The sequence below is a fragment of the Chroococcus sp. FPU101 genome, assembly GCF_017312365.1.
Classification (GTDB): domain Bacteria; phylum Cyanobacteriota; class Cyanobacteriia; order Cyanobacteriales; family Microcystaceae; genus Chroococcus.
Window position 1 is genome coordinate 33,303 of sequence record NZ_BLJI01000022.1, and the last position, 17,733, is coordinate 51,035.

10 protein-coding genes are annotated in these 17,733 nt (G+C 37.8%); 7 read left to right on the plus strand and 3 right to left on the minus strand.

Going from position 1 to position 17,733, the window contains the following annotated elements:
* Positions 1–4: 4 nt before the first annotated feature.
* Positions 5–1,885: a CHASE2 domain-containing protein gene (locus tag CFPU101_RS17135; RefSeq protein ID WP_206816551.1), complete on the minus strand. Its 1,881-nt coding sequence runs from the start codon at positions 1,883–1,885 to the stop codon at positions 5–7.
* A 275-nt stretch (positions 1,886–2,160) separates the two neighbouring features.
* Here CFPU101_RS17135 and CFPU101_RS17140 point away from each other — a divergent pair, with 275 nt between their 5' ends.
* The 5 genes from CFPU101_RS17140 (at position 2,161) to CFPU101_RS17160 (ending at position 5,467) form a co-directional block, all read left to right on the plus strand.
* A complete protein-coding gene (locus tag CFPU101_RS17140) occupies positions 2,161–2,898 on the plus strand; it encodes a hypothetical protein (RefSeq protein WP_206816552.1) in 738 nt (245 codons plus the stop codon).
* A 316-nt stretch (positions 2,899–3,214) separates the two neighbouring features.
* The gene (locus CFPU101_RS17145) at positions 3,215–3,952 is read left to right on the plus strand and encodes a pre-peptidase C-terminal domain-containing protein (protein WP_206816553.1); all 738 of its coding nucleotides are present in this window, start codon (positions 3,215–3,217) and stop codon (positions 3,950–3,952) included.
* Positions 3,953–4,059: 107 nt separating this feature from the next.
* Entirely contained in the window at positions 4,060–4,812 is a 753-nt protein-coding gene (locus CFPU101_RS17150) for a peptidylprolyl isomerase (RefSeq protein WP_206816554.1), read from the plus strand.
* A gap of 205 nt (positions 4,813–5,017) precedes the next feature.
* Positions 5,018–5,266: a hypothetical protein gene (locus tag CFPU101_RS17155; protein ID WP_206816555.1), complete on the plus strand. Its 249-nt coding sequence runs from the start codon at positions 5,018–5,020 to the stop codon at positions 5,264–5,266.
* A 42-nt stretch (positions 5,267–5,308) separates the two neighbouring features.
* Positions 5,309–5,467 (plus strand): hypothetical protein, encoded by a 159-nt coding sequence (locus CFPU101_RS17160; RefSeq protein WP_206816556.1) that lies wholly within the window; start codon positions 5,309–5,311, stop codon positions 5,465–5,467.
* On the opposite strand, the gene CFPU101_RS17165 is transcribed toward CFPU101_RS17160, so the two are convergent.
* A complete protein-coding gene (locus tag CFPU101_RS17165; RefSeq protein ID WP_242578055.1) occupies positions 5,464–6,126 on the minus strand; it encodes a response regulator transcription factor in 663 nt (220 codons plus the stop codon). The genes CFPU101_RS17160 and CFPU101_RS17165 overlap by 4 nt on opposite strands.
* 168 nt (positions 6,127–6,294) lie before the next feature.
* The gene (locus tag CFPU101_RS17170; RefSeq protein ID WP_206816557.1) at positions 6,295–8,907 is read right to left on the minus strand and encodes a CHAT domain-containing protein; all 2,613 of its coding nucleotides are present in this window, start codon (positions 8,905–8,907) and stop codon (positions 6,295–6,297) included.
* Positions 8,908–9,074: 167 nt separating this feature from the next.
* On the opposite strand from CFPU101_RS17170, the gene CFPU101_RS17175 reads away from it, so the two are divergent.
* Positions 9,075–15,335, plus strand: a complete 6,261-nt coding sequence (locus CFPU101_RS17175; RefSeq protein ID WP_206816558.1) for a filamentous hemagglutinin N-terminal domain-containing protein — start codon at positions 9,075–9,077, stop codon at positions 15,333–15,335.
* A 122-nt stretch (positions 15,336–15,457) separates the two neighbouring features.
* The gene (locus tag CFPU101_RS17180) at positions 15,458–17,728 is read left to right on the plus strand and encodes a filamentous hemagglutinin N-terminal domain-containing protein (protein WP_206816559.1); all 2,271 of its coding nucleotides are present in this window, start codon (positions 15,458–15,460) and stop codon (positions 17,726–17,728) included.
* Positions 17,729–17,733: the final 5 nt, after the last annotated feature.

The following is a 17,733-nucleotide window of genomic DNA, read 5'->3' on the forward strand; positions in this document are numbered from 1 at the left end:
CTAATTAATGAGGTTTTTTGGGAAAAAACTGGGATAAACGCTTGCTTTTGAGAGGCCAGCTTAATTCGCAATACATTCCGTTTGGTGTAATAAATTCTCGCTTAAAGGTTCCACCAAGTTGTTTAGCCAGATGTTGACATTGTTTGGTACCTCGTCCCATCGTCGTGTTTTGACTGTTTTGACCGTTATCTTGAATACTGAGGGTATACCAGCCATTTTTTAAACTGCCGATCGCACTAATTCGTTTAACTCCAGATGCGTGTTTACCGACATTACAAATAGCCTCCTCTAAAAATTGGCAGATTTGTCGTTTTTGCTCATTCGATAATTTAGCGGGTTCAATTGGTTCAAATGAGCGAACTTTGACTTTTAGAGTAGCAAAACAAGGAAAATCGCGTTCTAGTGTATTACTAAAAACTTCATATAAAAGTTCATGAAGCGGACGTATTAAATTAAGATTTAAGCCATTACCAAGTCTGATACTATCATTTTGAGTAATCGATTCTTGTTTTAGATAGTCCCCAATGTCTCGAATTTCTTGATTTAGGGTTTCAAGTTGTTGAAGTAATTCAGCTTGACGTACGTCTTTTTCTCGTAAGGAACGTAAAACAACGGCTAAAGTTTGTAATGGCCCATTATGAATTACTGTAAAAGTATGTTCTATGGTTCGTTGATGTTCTTCGATCTGAACTTGTATTTTTTGTTCATACTGATAAAACGCTGTTAAAATGACTCCATTAATTATAAGAGCGAGTACAGACGGGACGACTGGCAGCCACCAACCACCTAGTAATACTAAATAACAAACAAATAGCAGATTAAAACTACTCAAAACAATCATCAGTAAATTTTTAAAAGGTAATGAAGTGACGCTACTCAGATAAATACCGAGTATTCCCCAAAAAATGATCCACAAATATTCCCAACCTTCGGACATGGTTCGTAAAAGCGGTCTATTGTCTAAAACCACGCTTAAAATTTGACTGATACCATGTGCTTGAAATTCTATACCGTAAATTTGTCCGTTCAGTTTTGAATAAGCCAGAGCATTTGTATTAACTATATCAGGTACACTAGGTGACATAATCCCTATTAAAATAATTTTATCCTCTAACCACTTTGGCTCAAATTTACGGGCTTTAATGTCATGAAGTGATAAGATCCGAAATGGGTTTAGGCTATTGCGATAATTCAGCAGCATTTGTACACCACCCGCCTTAGTTCCGACATAGCCTCCTGTATGTGGATAAAAACGAGGTAATTCAGTTTGACCAAAACGCATGGCTTCAGGATCATGAATACCATTTTTTAAGGTTTTTTTTTCTTTGGCTAAATAGAGTTCAGCTAGACGTAAGTTTAGGGAAAATTTATAGTTTTCTCCGTGATACATTCCTAATAAAATGCGTCGATATTGCCCATCAGTATCAGGTATAGCATCAGAAAAGCCAATTTGTGTAGTGTCAATGTTTTGAGGGGGAGCAATAGAGGGTTTTAAGACTTTTTCGATGACGATTAAATTTTTGCTATTTTGAAAGATTTTTTGTCGTTCTAAGTATCCTGGTTCAACGGGCAGATCTCTGACGATATCTACACCGATCGCTCTTGGTTTATACTGTTGTAATGTTGTAATCAGGGTACTGAGTTCTGCATCAGTAATCGGATATTTTCCAAGTTGTCTAATATCTTCTTCATTAATTCCCACAATCAGAATCCGTTGATCGAGCTTTTCAAAAGGACGAGAGCGGAGAAAAATATCTAAAGCAGACCATTCAAATAGTTGAAATAGTCCTAGAGAACGAGTGAGCAAGATTAAACCCGTTAAAGTCAATCCAGGGATTATCCCGAATGGACATAATTTAAACCTTGTCTGAATTTCCCACATCATTCATTAATTCAAGCTATTGATGTCTTATCTCAAATCATACTTCAACTTTAAGTCAATCAAGTATAAACTTTTCTGTAATACTCATTACACTTTTCTGCAATGATGATTTTATTTAATGAATAAAAACGATGATATATTAATTCATAAATTCATTTTTTTAACAGATTATTTTGTTAATTATAGAAATGTATTTTGCTTAAATAACTAATATTTACTTAGGGATATTTTTTTATTCTAAAAATATAAAAATAAACAAGTTCTAGAGATAAAAATAAATGGTTACTACTCCATACACCGTAGGAAATCTAAGTTCTACCGTCGTTCAAGAAAGTACCTTTCTTAGCTCATATTTCAGTCAAGATACCTATAGCTTTAGCATCAGTGGGACGAGCAACATTAACTTACAATTGTTCGGCATGAGTGCAGATGGCGATGATGCTGACTTAAGTTTATATTGGAATGCTAATAACAACGGTATTCTAGACGCTTCTGACCAATGGTTACAATCTTCTAATAGAGGAGGTAATGGCGAAGACTCGATTAACTATCAAGCAGGAACCGGGAGTTATTTAGCAGTAGTCGATCGTTACGCACTAGGATCTGATCAATACCTTCCCTATAACCTCAACCTATCATCGACATACGGTACCAGTAATTTACTTCCCAATGAAATCAATGTTGGTAACTTAGATTATGACCAGACTTTTTGGGATAGCGTTGGCAGCACCGACACCACCGATACTTATTCTTTCTCCCTCGGTTTTTATGAAGGAGTCAATATTCAACTCACGGGATTGAGCAGCGATGCCGATCTCCGTCTGATTCAAGACTATAACAATAACCATATTGTTGATAGTGATGAAGTGTTGCGTAGCTCAACCTTGGGCGGTACTAGCTCCGATAGCATTAATAGCTATGATCTTTCAGGCAATTACTTTTTACAAGTCTATCAATACACTGGCAACACCAGTTATGCCGTCACCTTCGATCATTACGCGACTTTTGATGTCTAATCATTCTTAACTGCTATTGGAAATAGGTGTTTTGTCCTACTCCTATTTCCTTCTCTGGCTTTTTTTCTGTAATATATCCCCCTAATTCTTATATCAATTTTCAATAGTTGTAGTGGTAGAGACATTTCGGACTGAAGTGCCTCTATTATTTGTGTCAATTGGGTTAAAAGGTTAGAAAGTAGTCAGACATTTCAGTTTTCGGAAAAAGAAACGGCTAATTAACGTAATCAGGTCTACACAAACACCTAATGTTTACTTGTTGATTTTTTTTTATTCTAAAAACATAGAAACAAACCAGTTCAGGAGATTAAAACAAATGGTTACTACAACATACAACTTAGGAAATATTGGTTCTACAGTCGTTCAAAGAAGTGACTATCTCAACACCACCTATCATCAAGATGTACGCCGCTTTAGCATCAGTGGTACTAGCAATATTAACTTACATCTTTTTGGAATGAGTGCAGATGGTGATGATGCTGACTTGAGATTATATCGCGATTCTAATAACAACGGCTACCTAGATTCTTCCGATCAATTCTTATCTTCTTCTTCTAGAGGTGGCAATGGCGAAGACTCGATTAACTATCAAGCAGGAGCGGGTAATTATTTAGCAGTCGTTGATCGTTATGCTCTAGGATCTGATCAATACCTTCCCTATCGCATTAACCTATCTGCGGCATACGGAGCCAGTAATCAACTACCCAATGAAACAAGTGTTGGTAACTTAAATTACGATCGCACTTTTTATGATTACGTCGGCAGCACAGACACCACCGATACTTATTCTTTCTCTCTGAGTTTTTATGAAGGAGTCAATATTCGACTCACTGGATTGAGCAGCGATGCAGATATTCGTCTGATTAGAGACTCCAACAATAACCGTATCGTTGATAGTGGTGAAGTATTGCGTAGCTCAACCTTGGGCGGTACTAGCTCGGATAGCATTAATAACTTTAATGATTCTGGCAACTACTTCCTACAAGTCTATCAATACAGTGGCAATACGAGTTATGCCGTCACCTTCGATCATTACCCGACTTCTTTTGCCTAATCTTCCTCAACGGCTACTGGAAATAGGTGTTGTGTCCTACTCCTATTTCCATTCCCTCGCTTTTTCTCTAGATTATATTCCCATAATTATTAAAATCTGTACCTAAAATGACTACACTACTTTCTCTCGATTCTTTTACTTTCACCGATACCAACATCATTCCTTTATTAACAAGTTATCAACTCATTCCTCATTTGTTGGGCGAGCAAATCCTAGATCGAGAGATTGCCACAATTCAGTGTAGTCCAGAAGAAACAGCACAAGCCATCATTAGCTTCTATCAATTTTGGGGTTTAACGGAAGAAACACAACAACAAGCATGGCAACAACGATATCAGTTGAGTGCAGAACAGCTAGAAGCAATGGCAACTCGCAAGTTACGCATCGAAAAATACAAAGAAAGCCGATGGGGTACGCTTATTCCTAGCTATTTCTTGAAACGGAAAGGTTTTCTAGATCGGGTGATCTACTCTTGGATACGTCTTGCTGATGAAGGGGTTGCCCATGAATTATATTTTCGCTTAGTGGAAGGGGAACAATCTTTTGATGAATTAGCCCGCCTTTATTCTGAAGGCTCAGAGGCAATCACTGGTGGTTTAGTTGGGCCTGTTGAAGTGGGTACGCTTCCTGAAGGCTTTGCATATATGCTTCGAGGTTGTACAGTTGGTCAAATCAATTTACCCGTTCGTCTTGGTCAACATTGGGTGATTGTGCGACTTGAACAATGGATAGGAGTCGAGCTAGATCGATCGCTGTATCAACGTTTATTAAATGAACAGTTTGAACTTTGGTTTCGCTCTGAAATGGAAAAACTTTCTGGCGAGGAAAGAATTTGGCTCGGTGTTCCAACACCTCAGTAATCAGGATTTAACATTCAGTTTTTTTAAGTTTGAGAAACAGATTTTCTAGGTAAGCTCTTGAGTTTACTTAGAAATTTTCTTTTGGGGACATTTCACTTTTGTGCAATTAGGTTAACTGGATCAAGTATTGATGATTACTACTATGACTAACGTTTAGTTTGTTCAGTTCTCCTATTCTAAAGATACAAGTTAGAAGGTAAGAACAATGTTAAAAATACTTAATAAATATCTAAATAAAAAAATTGCCACTTATGATCTGTTTGATGTAGAAAATCCTCAAGTTTCAATTAAATCAATTTTAATTGAGTTTCTAAAAACCCTTTTTGTAGTCTTTCTCTGTGCTGATCTATTACCACATCCTGCACTAAAACAAGGTTTAATTCTTTCTGTTCTCAATCAAACACAACATGAAATACAAAAGATTAATCCTCAGATTACAACAAACAACAGATAAAAGAAAAAAGATAAAGTTAGGGAATTTTATGAGGTGACGACAATGAAAGTTAAATGGAAAAAGTTAGTAACAATGAGTCTTATGTGGTTAGCATCCGAGATTGTTTTAAATTTTTCAGGTTTAGACAATCTAGCAGATTACGGAGAATTTATCTTATCTCATCATGCCTCTACAGTAATTAATATTGCAAAAATTCATTAATCGATCAACCCTTCTTCACGAGAACGTTTTAAAGTTAGTACCCGTAAATTTTTATCATCTTCGGGATAAATGCCTAGAATATCTTGCAACTTTGTCCAGTAGTGACGTACCATCCGTTCAGAAACATTAATTTGTTTTGCGATCGCTTTATCTTGTAATCCCTCTTCAAAGGCTAAACGCAACACCTCTAGCCATTCTGGCTTCACTTCAAGACCATTTTTTAAATCTTTTGTGTGAGTTACTCCTTGCATCGCCCAATTCAGTCGCATTAACATTTCTTTTTCTGATAGACTTTTATCTGCAATTGTAAAACCTCCTTGATGAGCATCAATTTCATGTTTAAGACGAACTAAGGCTTTAACATAACTACTTTGTACCATCAAATTAAGACAAGGATATTTTTTCATCAAGTTTTGTAATAAGTGTAGTCCCACTTCAACTGTAGCTGTTTTGCCGAGCGTTTCGGGTAAAGAAAGATCCATAATAACTAAAGTTGGCTGAAATACTTCGATTTCTTGACGTGCTTCTTGAGCCGTTTGTACAGTCAAAATTGTTGCCTCAGGATGCTGTTTCTTTAGTAATTCAACTGTTCCATCGAGTATTAATGTATGGTCATCGATGATTAAAATTCTCATTTGCGATCGTGTATCAGGAATCATGTTCTAATCCTAGTGTTATTCTGCTGTATCTTTGATATAGCAGGATTTTGAGTAGCATGACAAAAATCTTAACAAAATTTTTTCATTTTTCTAAAACTCGGTTAAAATTGTGACTTTTTGGCCTAATTTTTCCATTTTTTGGTGACTTTAATTTCAAAAATGTGAAGTTTAATTCCAATTTCCAATTAAGATAAAAGGGGCCCAATACGCAGGATTATCATATTGATCATTAATCTGAGCATTTTGTTTAGCTTTAATTAAAGCTATTTGGGCAGTGCGGAGAGCTTCGGCTTTAGTAACATTATTTTGGGCTAAGTTTTGATAAAAATTGGTAATGAGTTGTAAAGTAGATTCATCTGGAATTGACCATAATGAGGCTAAAACGCTTTTAACCCCCGCTTGAACGGCTACTCCCGCTAATCCTAATGTTGAGCGTTCATCACCTTCTGCGGTTTGACAAGCTGTTAAGGCTAATAGTTCAATTGATTCAGAATCTCCTCCCAATTGCCGTAAAACTTTTTCTAATTCTTTGATGGTTAATTTATTGTTGTTTCCAATAACAAGAAAAGTATCATCTGGAATTGTGCCAAATTGGGCATGAGTTGCTACATGAATCACTTTATAGTTAGATTGATTGAGTTCTTTTTCTAAGTTTTCACGATTAAAAGCCTCATCTAACAATAGTGTATTACTTGCAAAATTAAGTTGTACCTGAGCGACTTCTAAAGGTACATTTGTTAATTTCTCGAAATTTTGTTGATCGATTACAGTGGGTTGAGTCACTCCCAAAATCAGAGCGCGTTCTTGTTTTTGCTCTGATTCAGGTAAGACTAAACTTAAACTAGGAGTTAGAGCGAGTGCATAATTTTCTACTAGAAATTTTTCTCCATCATAGAGAGCAGACATCGGAATTGTTCTAAACAGTCCATCTTGAACAAATACAAGTGTATTAATTTGTTGTTTTTGTAAATCGGTTTCAAAAGGATGGATCAACCAATCATAAAGATTCCTAGCTTGGGTTAGATCATAATCATCAATTGCTAATCGGCTCTCAATTAGTCCTTGACGAAAACGAGATAGTGTGCTGTTCACTTCGGAACGGGGTTTAAAAATCCAATGAATCTTTTTTTCTCCATTGGGTAAACTGACAATAATTGCTGTTTCTTCGTCTAAAATAATTGAATTAAAAATCGCTGTATTGGGGTTATTGAGTTCTGTCTGTTGATTAATTTGAGAATCACCCAAAAAACAATCATTTCCTAAATAATTTTGTAATTCTGCTAATCTCAGACGATCAATCGTATCTAAACCTTGGGTTAATTCCTGTTCTTTTTGTGGTAGACTCAACGTCTCTTGAGTGGCTTTTTGGAGTCTTAATCTAGCTAATTGACGGTAAACAGGTTCAATTTGATCACGGAAATCGAATTGTACATCTCGCTCGGATGAAAGAATATCGCTCCGAATCTGTTCTAATGATGTTACTGCATTTTGGTAAGCTGCGATCGCAGGTTCAGTTTCTCCTTTTGTCTCTTGAATTCTTCCCGTTTGCCATTCCCACAAGTACAAACTATCCTTATTTGCTTGATTTTGATCTGCATTCCATTTCGCTTGTCTGGTATATTCTAGAGCTTGAGCATAATCTTGGTTGCACTCATAAAAATGTCCTAATGCACCTAAAGCAAAAGAATGTGAGCGTGGATCTTGTAATTGTTTAGCATTTTCTTCGGCAGTTTTTAATAAATTTTCCGCCTCACTTTGAGATAACTTTCTTTTTGTCGGACATTGTGCTAAAGGTTCAGTTAGAGGGATGCCATCATCGGGTAAATTCGCTAAAGTGATTGCTGCATAAATTTTATCTGGTGAATTCGACACTTTTTCTAACAATTCTAAGCTTTCTTGAATGACTGCATCCCTTTGTGTTGCTGAAATTTGCTTACCCAATTGAATTAAATTGAGTTGTCCTTTCAGTTGCCCTGTTGTATTATTTTGTTGTTGAGCAATTTCAATACTTTTATTAAAAAATTCTTGCGCTTTTTGATAATATTGGTTAGCCTGTTCTTTAAAGATATTCCCTTGACTTGAACCACGCAATAAGGCTGAATTAGCTTGGATCATCATGCGATCAGCTTGTTTAGTATAAGTATTTCCCAAACTATTTAAAATTGCTGCTTGATGGGAAGAATCAGAAATTTGCTCGGCTTTTTCTAAAATGATAATACTTTGTGGATATTGTCCGATCGCTCGATAAGCTTCCCCTAAACTCCCTAATGCTGCTACTTCTCCGCTTTTGTCTTGTTGTTGTCGAGCAATTTCTAAAGCACTATTCGGAAGACAAGACATTAAGGAATCTAAATCATCAGAATTGCCGCATAATAAATTAATACTATTACGAGATTGACCCAAAGCTGCATAACTTTGCGCTTGTTCTGTGAGATTGCGTCCGACTTTTTGCAGATTACCCGTTCTAGAATAATGATTAATCGCATCTTGCCAATAAGCAATAGCTGTGGACGGATCGCCCAATTGTTGATAGGTTCTGGCAATATTTTCGGAAACAATCGCAATATTTTCGGAATTATTTGAGCTTTTGTAAACTTTTAACGCACTTTGCCAGTCGGTGATCGCTCCGTGATAATCTCCAGTTTGATAGCGGTTAACTCCCTGTATGACTAATTGTTCTGGTTCAACTGAATAAGCAGATGTAGCAAAATTTAATCCTAAACTCAGAAGTAAACTAATCAATAATAGTCCGAGATATCTTAGTAAACGAATTTTAGCCATAATCAAAAATGCTGTTAAACGTTCCCATAACCTAATTTAGCTGATCTAGAACCTGAACTAGAAAAAATAAAGAAATATTATTATTTATCGAATTTACGCTGATGGTGATTCTATAATCGATGGCATCTTAGGGAATTTTTAACTTTTGACAAGAACACTTAAATTGAATGGAACCTAAAAAATATTCATTTCAGTCTAAAAACCTTGTTTTACTAATATTTCTGCTGCTCATAGAAAGCTTATTTTCAAGACCTATTCAAGCACAAGTCATTCCTGACTCAACTTTGGGGAACGAAAAATCAAGCGTTAATCAGATAGATGCACTCAATGAAAGAATTGATGGCGGTGCTAGACGAGGCGGCAATTTATTCCACAGTTTCCAAGAATTTAATATCAATCAAGGAAATGGCGTTTATTTTGCTAATCCTCAAGGGATAATGAATATTTTTTCGCGTGTCACAGGGGGAAATGCTTCACAGATATTAGGAAGATTAGGTGTACTTGGTCAATCAAATTTATTTTTTCTTAATCCCTATGGAATTATTTTCGGCCCTAATTCTAGTTTAGATATTCGTGGCTCATTTGTCTCTTCAACAGCCAACGCAGTAAAGTTTGCTGATGAGACAGTTTTTAGTGCTATTAATCCGCAAAGTAACGCTTTATTAACGATTAGTGTCCCCATCGGTTTACAAACAGGAAATCTAGAATCAACATTGAGTAATCGCGGTAATCTAGTCGTCGGGAAAGATTTTACTCTTAGTGCAGGAAATTTAGATTTACAGGGACAAATTATAGCAGGTGGTAATCTCTCTCTAGAAGCCTTTAACACTCTTCTTATTACTGATAGTATCACTAATCCTTTTGTCGCCTTTGCCGGTGGACAGTTGATAGCACAAGGTAATCAACTTGTCAAGATATCTATCTTAAATCATCCGAATAGTGGCTTGTTTTCGGGTGGTGATTTGATTTTGCGCTCAGATTTTCCCATTGCGGGAGATGCACATTATTCGAGTGGTGGAAGTTTCAGAATAGAAAAGCTAGATGGAAGTTTAGGGAGTTTATCGAGTAATAATGATCCTGTGATTCGTGCTAGTGGTGATGTTAGTTTAGATTCTTATAGTGGAGTATCCTTGCATATCTTTGCGGGTGGCAGTGTGACGATTCCCGGTACAGTATTGATTACAGAGGTAGAAAATGTCGAAAATAGCATCACAGAGACAGTAACCCTTTCTAATGGTACAACAGTCGTTATTGATGGAAGTGCAGAACCGACTCTTGATATTAGAGCAGGAACATTAGCCGTTGGGAATGCTATAGATACAGGAACACCGACGAGTGCAGATATTAGTATTGGTGAAATCTACACTGATGTTGTTAATGGGACGGGAGGTCAAGTCTTTTTAACCAACCAATATCAACCTAATACAGCTTTATCCAGTATAAATGGAATTACCATCGGAGCGATTGACACTAGAGATGTACATGGCGGTGGTTATCTCGTTATCGATGCTCGTGGTGGCATTAATTTAACTGGACAGGTCAATGTTTCCGCTTTAGATTTATCGGATTCAGATGTACTGAGTTATTTGGGGAATGGAGGAGATGTCAGGCTACTCTCTCAAGGAGATATTGTACTTAGTGTAGATTCTGGCATTAACTCAAATGGTTTACTCGGAGGAAACATTCTCCTAAGTAGTAATGAAGCAATCTCAATAACTGAAGGTTTTATTAGAAGTAATACTTACACCGAAGTAGCAAATACAACAGGCGGTGACATCATTATTACAGCTAAAACTATTTCCTTAATCGATGGGGCAAGTGTAGCAACTAATACTCTTGGCAAGGGAAATTCGGGAGCGATCAAGCTTACAGCAAGTGATACTATCTCTCTAACAGGTGAGAATAGCCATGTTAGTAACATTGCCAGTCAAGTAGCACTTACAGCCGAAGGGAACTCTGGAGGCATAGAGATTACTACAGGTTCTCTTTCTCTAACCGATGGAGCAGTTGTAGATGCGAGTACTTTTGGAAAGGGAAATGCAGGAGCCATTCGAATTACAGCCAGTGATACTATCTCTACAATGGGTGAGGATAGTCAAGGATTGGGTAGTGGCATTTTTAGTACAGTAGGCTCCACAGCCGAAGGGAACTCTGGAGGCATTGAGATATTCACAGGTTCTTTTTCTCTAACCGATGGAGCAGTTGTAAATGCGAGTACTTTTGGAAAGGGAAATGCAGGAGCCATTCGAATTACAGCCAGTGATACTATCTCTGCAGTGGGTGAGGATAGTAAAAGATTTGCTAGTGGCATTTTCAGTCAAGTAGCACCTACAGCCGAAGGAAACTCAGGAGGAATTGAGATTACGACAGGCTCTCTTTCTTTAATAGATGGAGCAGTAGTAGATGCTAGTACTTTTGGTAGAGGGAACGCAGGTGCAATTAAAATTACAGCTTCTGATGCTATCTCTGCCGTAGGTGAAAGAAGTAATGGCTTTGTTAGTGGCATTTTCATTCAAGTAGGATCAGCAGGTGAAGGAAACTCAGGAGGAATTGAGATTACGACAGGTTCTCTTTTCTTATCTGATGGGGGAGTAGTAAGTGCTAGTACTTTAGGTAAGGGGAACTCAGGAGCCGTTAGGATTACAGCCACTGAGACGATCTCTGCTGTCGGTGAAGATAATCAAGGCCTTGATGGTGGCATTTTCAATCGAGTAGCATCAACAGGTGAAGGAAACTCAGGAGGAATTGAGATTACGACAGGTTCTCTTTTCTTATCTGATGGGGGGGTAGTAAGTGCTAGTACTTTAGGTAAGGGGAACTCAGGAGCCGTTAGGATTACAGCCACTGAGACGATCTCTATTACTGGTAAGGATAGTGAGAGTGATGACAGTGGCGTTTACTCTCAAGTAAGAACATCAACAGCCGAAGGAGATGCAGGAGGAATTGAAATTACCACCAATTCTCTTTTCCTCACCGACAAAGCAACAATATCGGCTAAAACCTTGGGGATAGGAACAGCAGGCAACATTACTATCACCGCTAATACTCTAGAAAGCACTGATGGCAGTCAAATTCAAACCAATACAGAAACTAATTTCGATGCAGGTGATATTACCCTAAATATTGCTGATACCTTAACCTTATCCAATTCAAGCCTAATTGCTCAAACCACAGGAGAAGGAAAAGCAGGAAATATCACAATAAATACTCCTCAACTTAATTTAACACAAGGAGCAATCATCACAGCCCAAACATCCGCATCAGGAAACGGAGGCAGCATCACCGTTAATGCACCCATCTCTCTAACATTAGGCGAAAACAGTCAACTCAACGTCGAAACCAGTAACGTAGGTCAAGCAGGAAACATCGAAATCACATCGCATACCGTTACCATTGAAAAAAACGCCGAAATTAGTGCCACAGCCACAGAAACAGCTACCAACACAACTGGAGGTGGTAGCATCACAATTAATGCCTCTAACCTTAATTTATCGGGAAAACTGGGTATTTTCGCCGAAACACAAGGACAATCACCCGCAGGTAACCTCACCCTAAAACCAGATGGAAATCAACCTAATCTAAATATACAATTTACCGATACTGCCCTCATCTCTGCACGAACTACCAATCAAGGAACAGGAGGCAGCATCAACATTCGTTCACCCCAAATTATTAATATTGCAGGGGAGGGTAAAATTACTGTCGAAACTACAGGAAGCGGACTTGCAGGTAATATTAACATTACAACTGAGCAATTAAACATCGGCAATCAAACCGAAATCACAGCTTCTACAACTGGAACTAATAACGCAGGTAGCATTAACCTTAACGCCAATCAAATTAACCTACAAGGTGCCATCATTAACGCTTATACCAATGGTCTTGGAAGTGCAGGTAGTATCAACCTTTCCTATCAAGGAAATAACGCAAATAGAATTAATCTAGATCACAGCACGATTTCGACGGAAATACGACAAAATGCACAACTTAATCCAAACATTGAAGCAACTCCGAGTAATATTAGCATATATGCAGATACCATTACACTGACTAATAATTCTCTCCTCAGTGCTAGAACCGAAGCTAATTTAGCAGCAGGCTCCGTCAATATTAACAGTAATACCCTAAATCTTTCTCAAAACTCGCAAATTGAAACACTAACCCAAAGTTCAGCCAATGCGGGTAGTATTACGATTAATGCTAACGAACAAATCACTATTACGAATGCTAATAGCGGATTATTTGCTCAAACCTCTAGCAGTGGACAAGCAGGAAATATAATTATTAACTCTCTACAATTTACTTTAGCAGATGGAGCCAAAATACAAGCTTCAACCTCAGGGGGTGGAAATGGAGGCAGCATCATCGTTAATGCACCTATATCCGTAATCTTGGGCGAAAATAGTCAACTCAATGTCGAAACCAGTGATGCAGGTAAAGCAGGAAACATCGAAATTACATCTCATACCGTTACCATTGGTAAAGATGCACAAATTAGTGCTACTGCTACTAACACAGCTACCAATACATCTGACGGTGGCAGCATCAACATTAACGCCTCTAACCTCAATATTGCTGGAAAACTGGGAATTTTCGCAGAAACACAAAGTCAAGCACCCGCAGGTACCCTAACACTAAATCCTGATAACACTAATCCTAACCTAAACATCCGTTTTATCGAACAAGGACTGATTTCAGCGTCTACATCAGCAAGTGGAAATGGCGGTAATATTAACATCAGTGCGCCCAATCATATAGATCTTAGAGGAATTGGTACTATTGCAACCTCTACATCTGGAACAGGCAATGCAGGAACAATCAATCTTACAACCAATCAACTTTCTTTAACATCAGGAGTCACGGTTACAGCTAGTACAACAGGAACAGGCAATGCAGGAGACATCAACTTAGATGCCAATCAAATCAACTTGCAACAAGCTACCGTCACCGCTTTGACAAATGGTGGAGGCAATGCAGGAAGTATAAATATACCGAATGCTCAAACGATTAACCTCAATAACAGCCGTATTTCTACAGAAATTCAAGCACAAGGAACCGCCACCAAACCGAGTAACATCACCTTAACATCAAAGACACTTACCTTAGATAACTCTAGCATCAGTGCAAGTACAGATGGAACAGGTAATGCAGGAGAAATTACACTCATTAATCAACAACTAGAATTAAATAACTCTTTTGTCAATGCCATCAGCACAGGAGTAGGAAATGCAGGAAGTATCAGTCTACCCTCTACACAACACCTCAGTTTGAATCAATCAGTCATTAGCGTTAGTACTACAGCTGAAGGAAACGCAGGAAGTATTACCGTACCAACCGCACAAAATATTAGTCTCAATCAATCCAAAATTACAGCTTCTACATCTGGAGTTGGCGACACAGGAATCATCAATCTTACAGGAACCGAAAATATCACATTAACAAATAATAGTGAAATTAGTAACGCCGTCCTTACAAACGGAACAGGAAATGCTCAAACGATTACACTCAAGACTCCTCAATTAAGTTTACACAATTCAAGCATTAGTTCTAGTACCGATGGCACAGGAAATGCAGGAAGTATCACTGTACCAGATGCTCAAATGATTACACTCGATAACAGCACCATTTCTACAGAAATTCAAGAAAAAGGAGTAGCAACACAAGCGAGTAATATTACACTCAAAACAAATACATTAAACCTCAACAACTCAAATATTACCGCTAGTTCGATAGGAACTGGAGATGCAGGAAATCTAACAATACGTGTCCAAAATTCTCTCACCAGCAACAACAGCACTATTTCTACCTCAGCAGAGCAAGCATCTGGAGGTAACATCACTGTCTCTGCACAAGATATCCGTTTACGAAATGACAGCGATCTCCGTACCAATGTTTCAACTGGTGCAGGTGGTGGTGGCGATATTACCCTAACTGCTGATTCAATTCTAGCTTTCAACGATAGTGATATCTTAGCTTCTGCCAAAGACGGAATCGGAGGTAATATTAGTCTTAATACTCCTGTTTTCTTCGGTAGTGGTTATATCTTAACCGATGAAACACAAAATCCCGACACCTTAGAGAATAATAACCGAGTCGATATTAATGCTAGTGGTGCCGTCTCTGGTGTTATCAGTGTTCCCGATTTAACATTTATTCAAAATAGCCTGTTTGAACTACCAGAAACCCTAATTAATACAGAAAATCTGATTGCTTCTAGCTGTGTCGTTCCCAATCAACAACAAACAGGTACATTTATCCTAACAGGTGCAGAAGGATTACCCACTCGTCCGAACAATAATCTATCATCTCCCTACCCCACTGGAACAGTTGAAACAATTCCCAAATCATCTCTACCAAAAATCGATGAACCGCAAGGGTTTTATCGTCTTTCTAATGGTATGATGGTTTTAAGTAAAAAGTGTAATTAATGAAAAAAGCAAAAATCAAGAATTATGATTATTTGTCTAAATTTGATTGATGACGGCTCTATAATCAATGACATCTTCTCAATTTTAGACTTTTTATCTTTTAACAAAAACACTTAAATACAATGAAGCCTCAAAACTTGGTTATATTGGCATTTCTGCTACTGATAGAAAGCTTAATTTCAGCCAATACTCAAGCACAAGTCATTCCCGATCAAACTCTGGGTAACGAAAAATCAAGCGTCAACCCAATAGATACACTCAATGACAGAATAGATGGAGGTGCTAGACGAGGAGGAAATTTATTTCATAGTTTCCAAGAATTTAATATTAAAGAAGGAAAAGGCGTTTTATTTGCTAACCCTCAAGGGGTGATGAATATATTTACGCGGGTAACTGGGGGTAATCCTTCTCAAATTTTAGGGAAATTAGGTGTTAATGGTCAATCAAATTTATTTTTGCTTAATCCTTACGGTATTATTTTTGGTAAAAATGCAAAACTCGATATTAATGGCTCATTTTTAACAACATCAGCAAATAGTATTAAATTTGGCGATCAAGGTTTTTTTAGCGCAACAAATCCAGAAACACCGCCATTATTGACGATTCAACCAGATGCCTTAGTATTTACACAACAACCGAGCGCAACAATTGTCAATCAAGCGAGTTTGAAAGTCCCCAATCAAAAAAGCTTGTTAATCGTAGGTGGGGAAATTAAAATGATGGGAGGAAGTGCGATCGCATTAGATGGCAGAGTTGAACTTGTAGGAATTCTTGATTTAGGAACAATTGGTTTAGATGAAAAATTTCATCTGAGTGTACCTAACGAGATCCAACTCGCCAATATTACGCTAACTCAAAAAGCTAAAGTAGATACAGCAAGCGGTACAGTCATTTTAGCAGGACAAAAAATCACCCTCACCGATAGTTCAACTATTGCTGCAGATATCCAAGATAACAAAAATGGTCAGCGCATGATCATTAATGCCTCTCATTTAAGTATTCAAGATGGCTCACAGATTACTAGCACAGCTAAAGAAAAAAGTCAAGGAAATAGCGGTGGTATTACCGTTAATGTCACAGAGAGAGTCGAAGTGATTGGAAGCTCTAAAAATGAGCAAGATTCAAAACCCAGTAAACTTTCGAGTGATGCACAAGGAGAAGGTAGCGCGGGCGGTTTAATCATCAACACCAGACATTTAAGCTTAGAAGATGGCGGAAAGATCACATCTTCAACGATTAAGCGATCGGATGGCGGTAGTATTTTAATTAATGCTTCTGAAACTGTCGAACTAATTGGGGTGGCAAGTCAGAGAGGACGAGCAAACGATAGAGATCGTGCCAGTGCAATATCAGTACAAACCAGAGGAGAAGGAAAAGCTGGCGATATTACCATCAACACACAACGGCTAGAAATTCAAGAGGGTGCAGAGATTGTCGCTTCTACTTTTGGAACTGGAGATGGAGGAGATATTATAATTAATGCTTCTGATTTAATATATTTGGATGGTACTGTATCTAACAACAATCCCAATAACCCCATCCGCAGCAGAATTGTAGCAGAGACAGGACAAGAATTAAAAGTCAATGATCTTCCAGACCCTTTAATTGGTACAGGAAATGGCGGTAATATATCAATTGATTCTCAAAACTTAACGATTCAAAATAGTGCGGAAATCTCTACCTCTAGTTCTCAAGAAACAGGAAATGCAGGTAATCTCACAATACGTGTTCAAAATACCCTACAAAGTAATAATGGCACTATCTCTACCTTAGCAAATGAAGCATCTGGAGGGATTATCACGATATCTGCAAAAGATATTCGTTTACGAGGTAACAGCGATCTCCGTACCTCAGTCGCTAGTGGTGCTGGTGGTGGTGGCGATATTACTCTGACTGCTGATTCAATCTTAGCCTTTAACGATAGCGATATTATAGCTTCTGCTAAAGATGGAATCGGAGGTAATATTACTCTCAATACTCCGATTTTCTTCGGCAATGGTTATCAAGCAACTGATCAAATGAATCAAAATCCTGATAACTTAAATAATAACGATCGCGTTGATCTTAATGCCAGTGGTGCCGTCTCAGGGGTAATCAATGTTCCCGATTTAACCTTTATTCAAAATAGTCTGTTTGAGTTCCCAGAAACTCTGATTAATACAGAAAATCTGATTGCTTCTAGCTGCGTTGTTCCTAATCAACAACAAACGGGTACATTTATTCTAACGGGGCCAGATGGATTACCAACGCGCCCTAACCATAATTTAACATCACCCTACCCAACTGGAACAATAGAAACCATTCCCGAACCATCTCCACCAAAAATCGACGAACCGCAAGGGTTTTATCGTCTTAATGATGGAAAAATGGTTTTAAGTAGAAAGTGTTTTTAATGAAT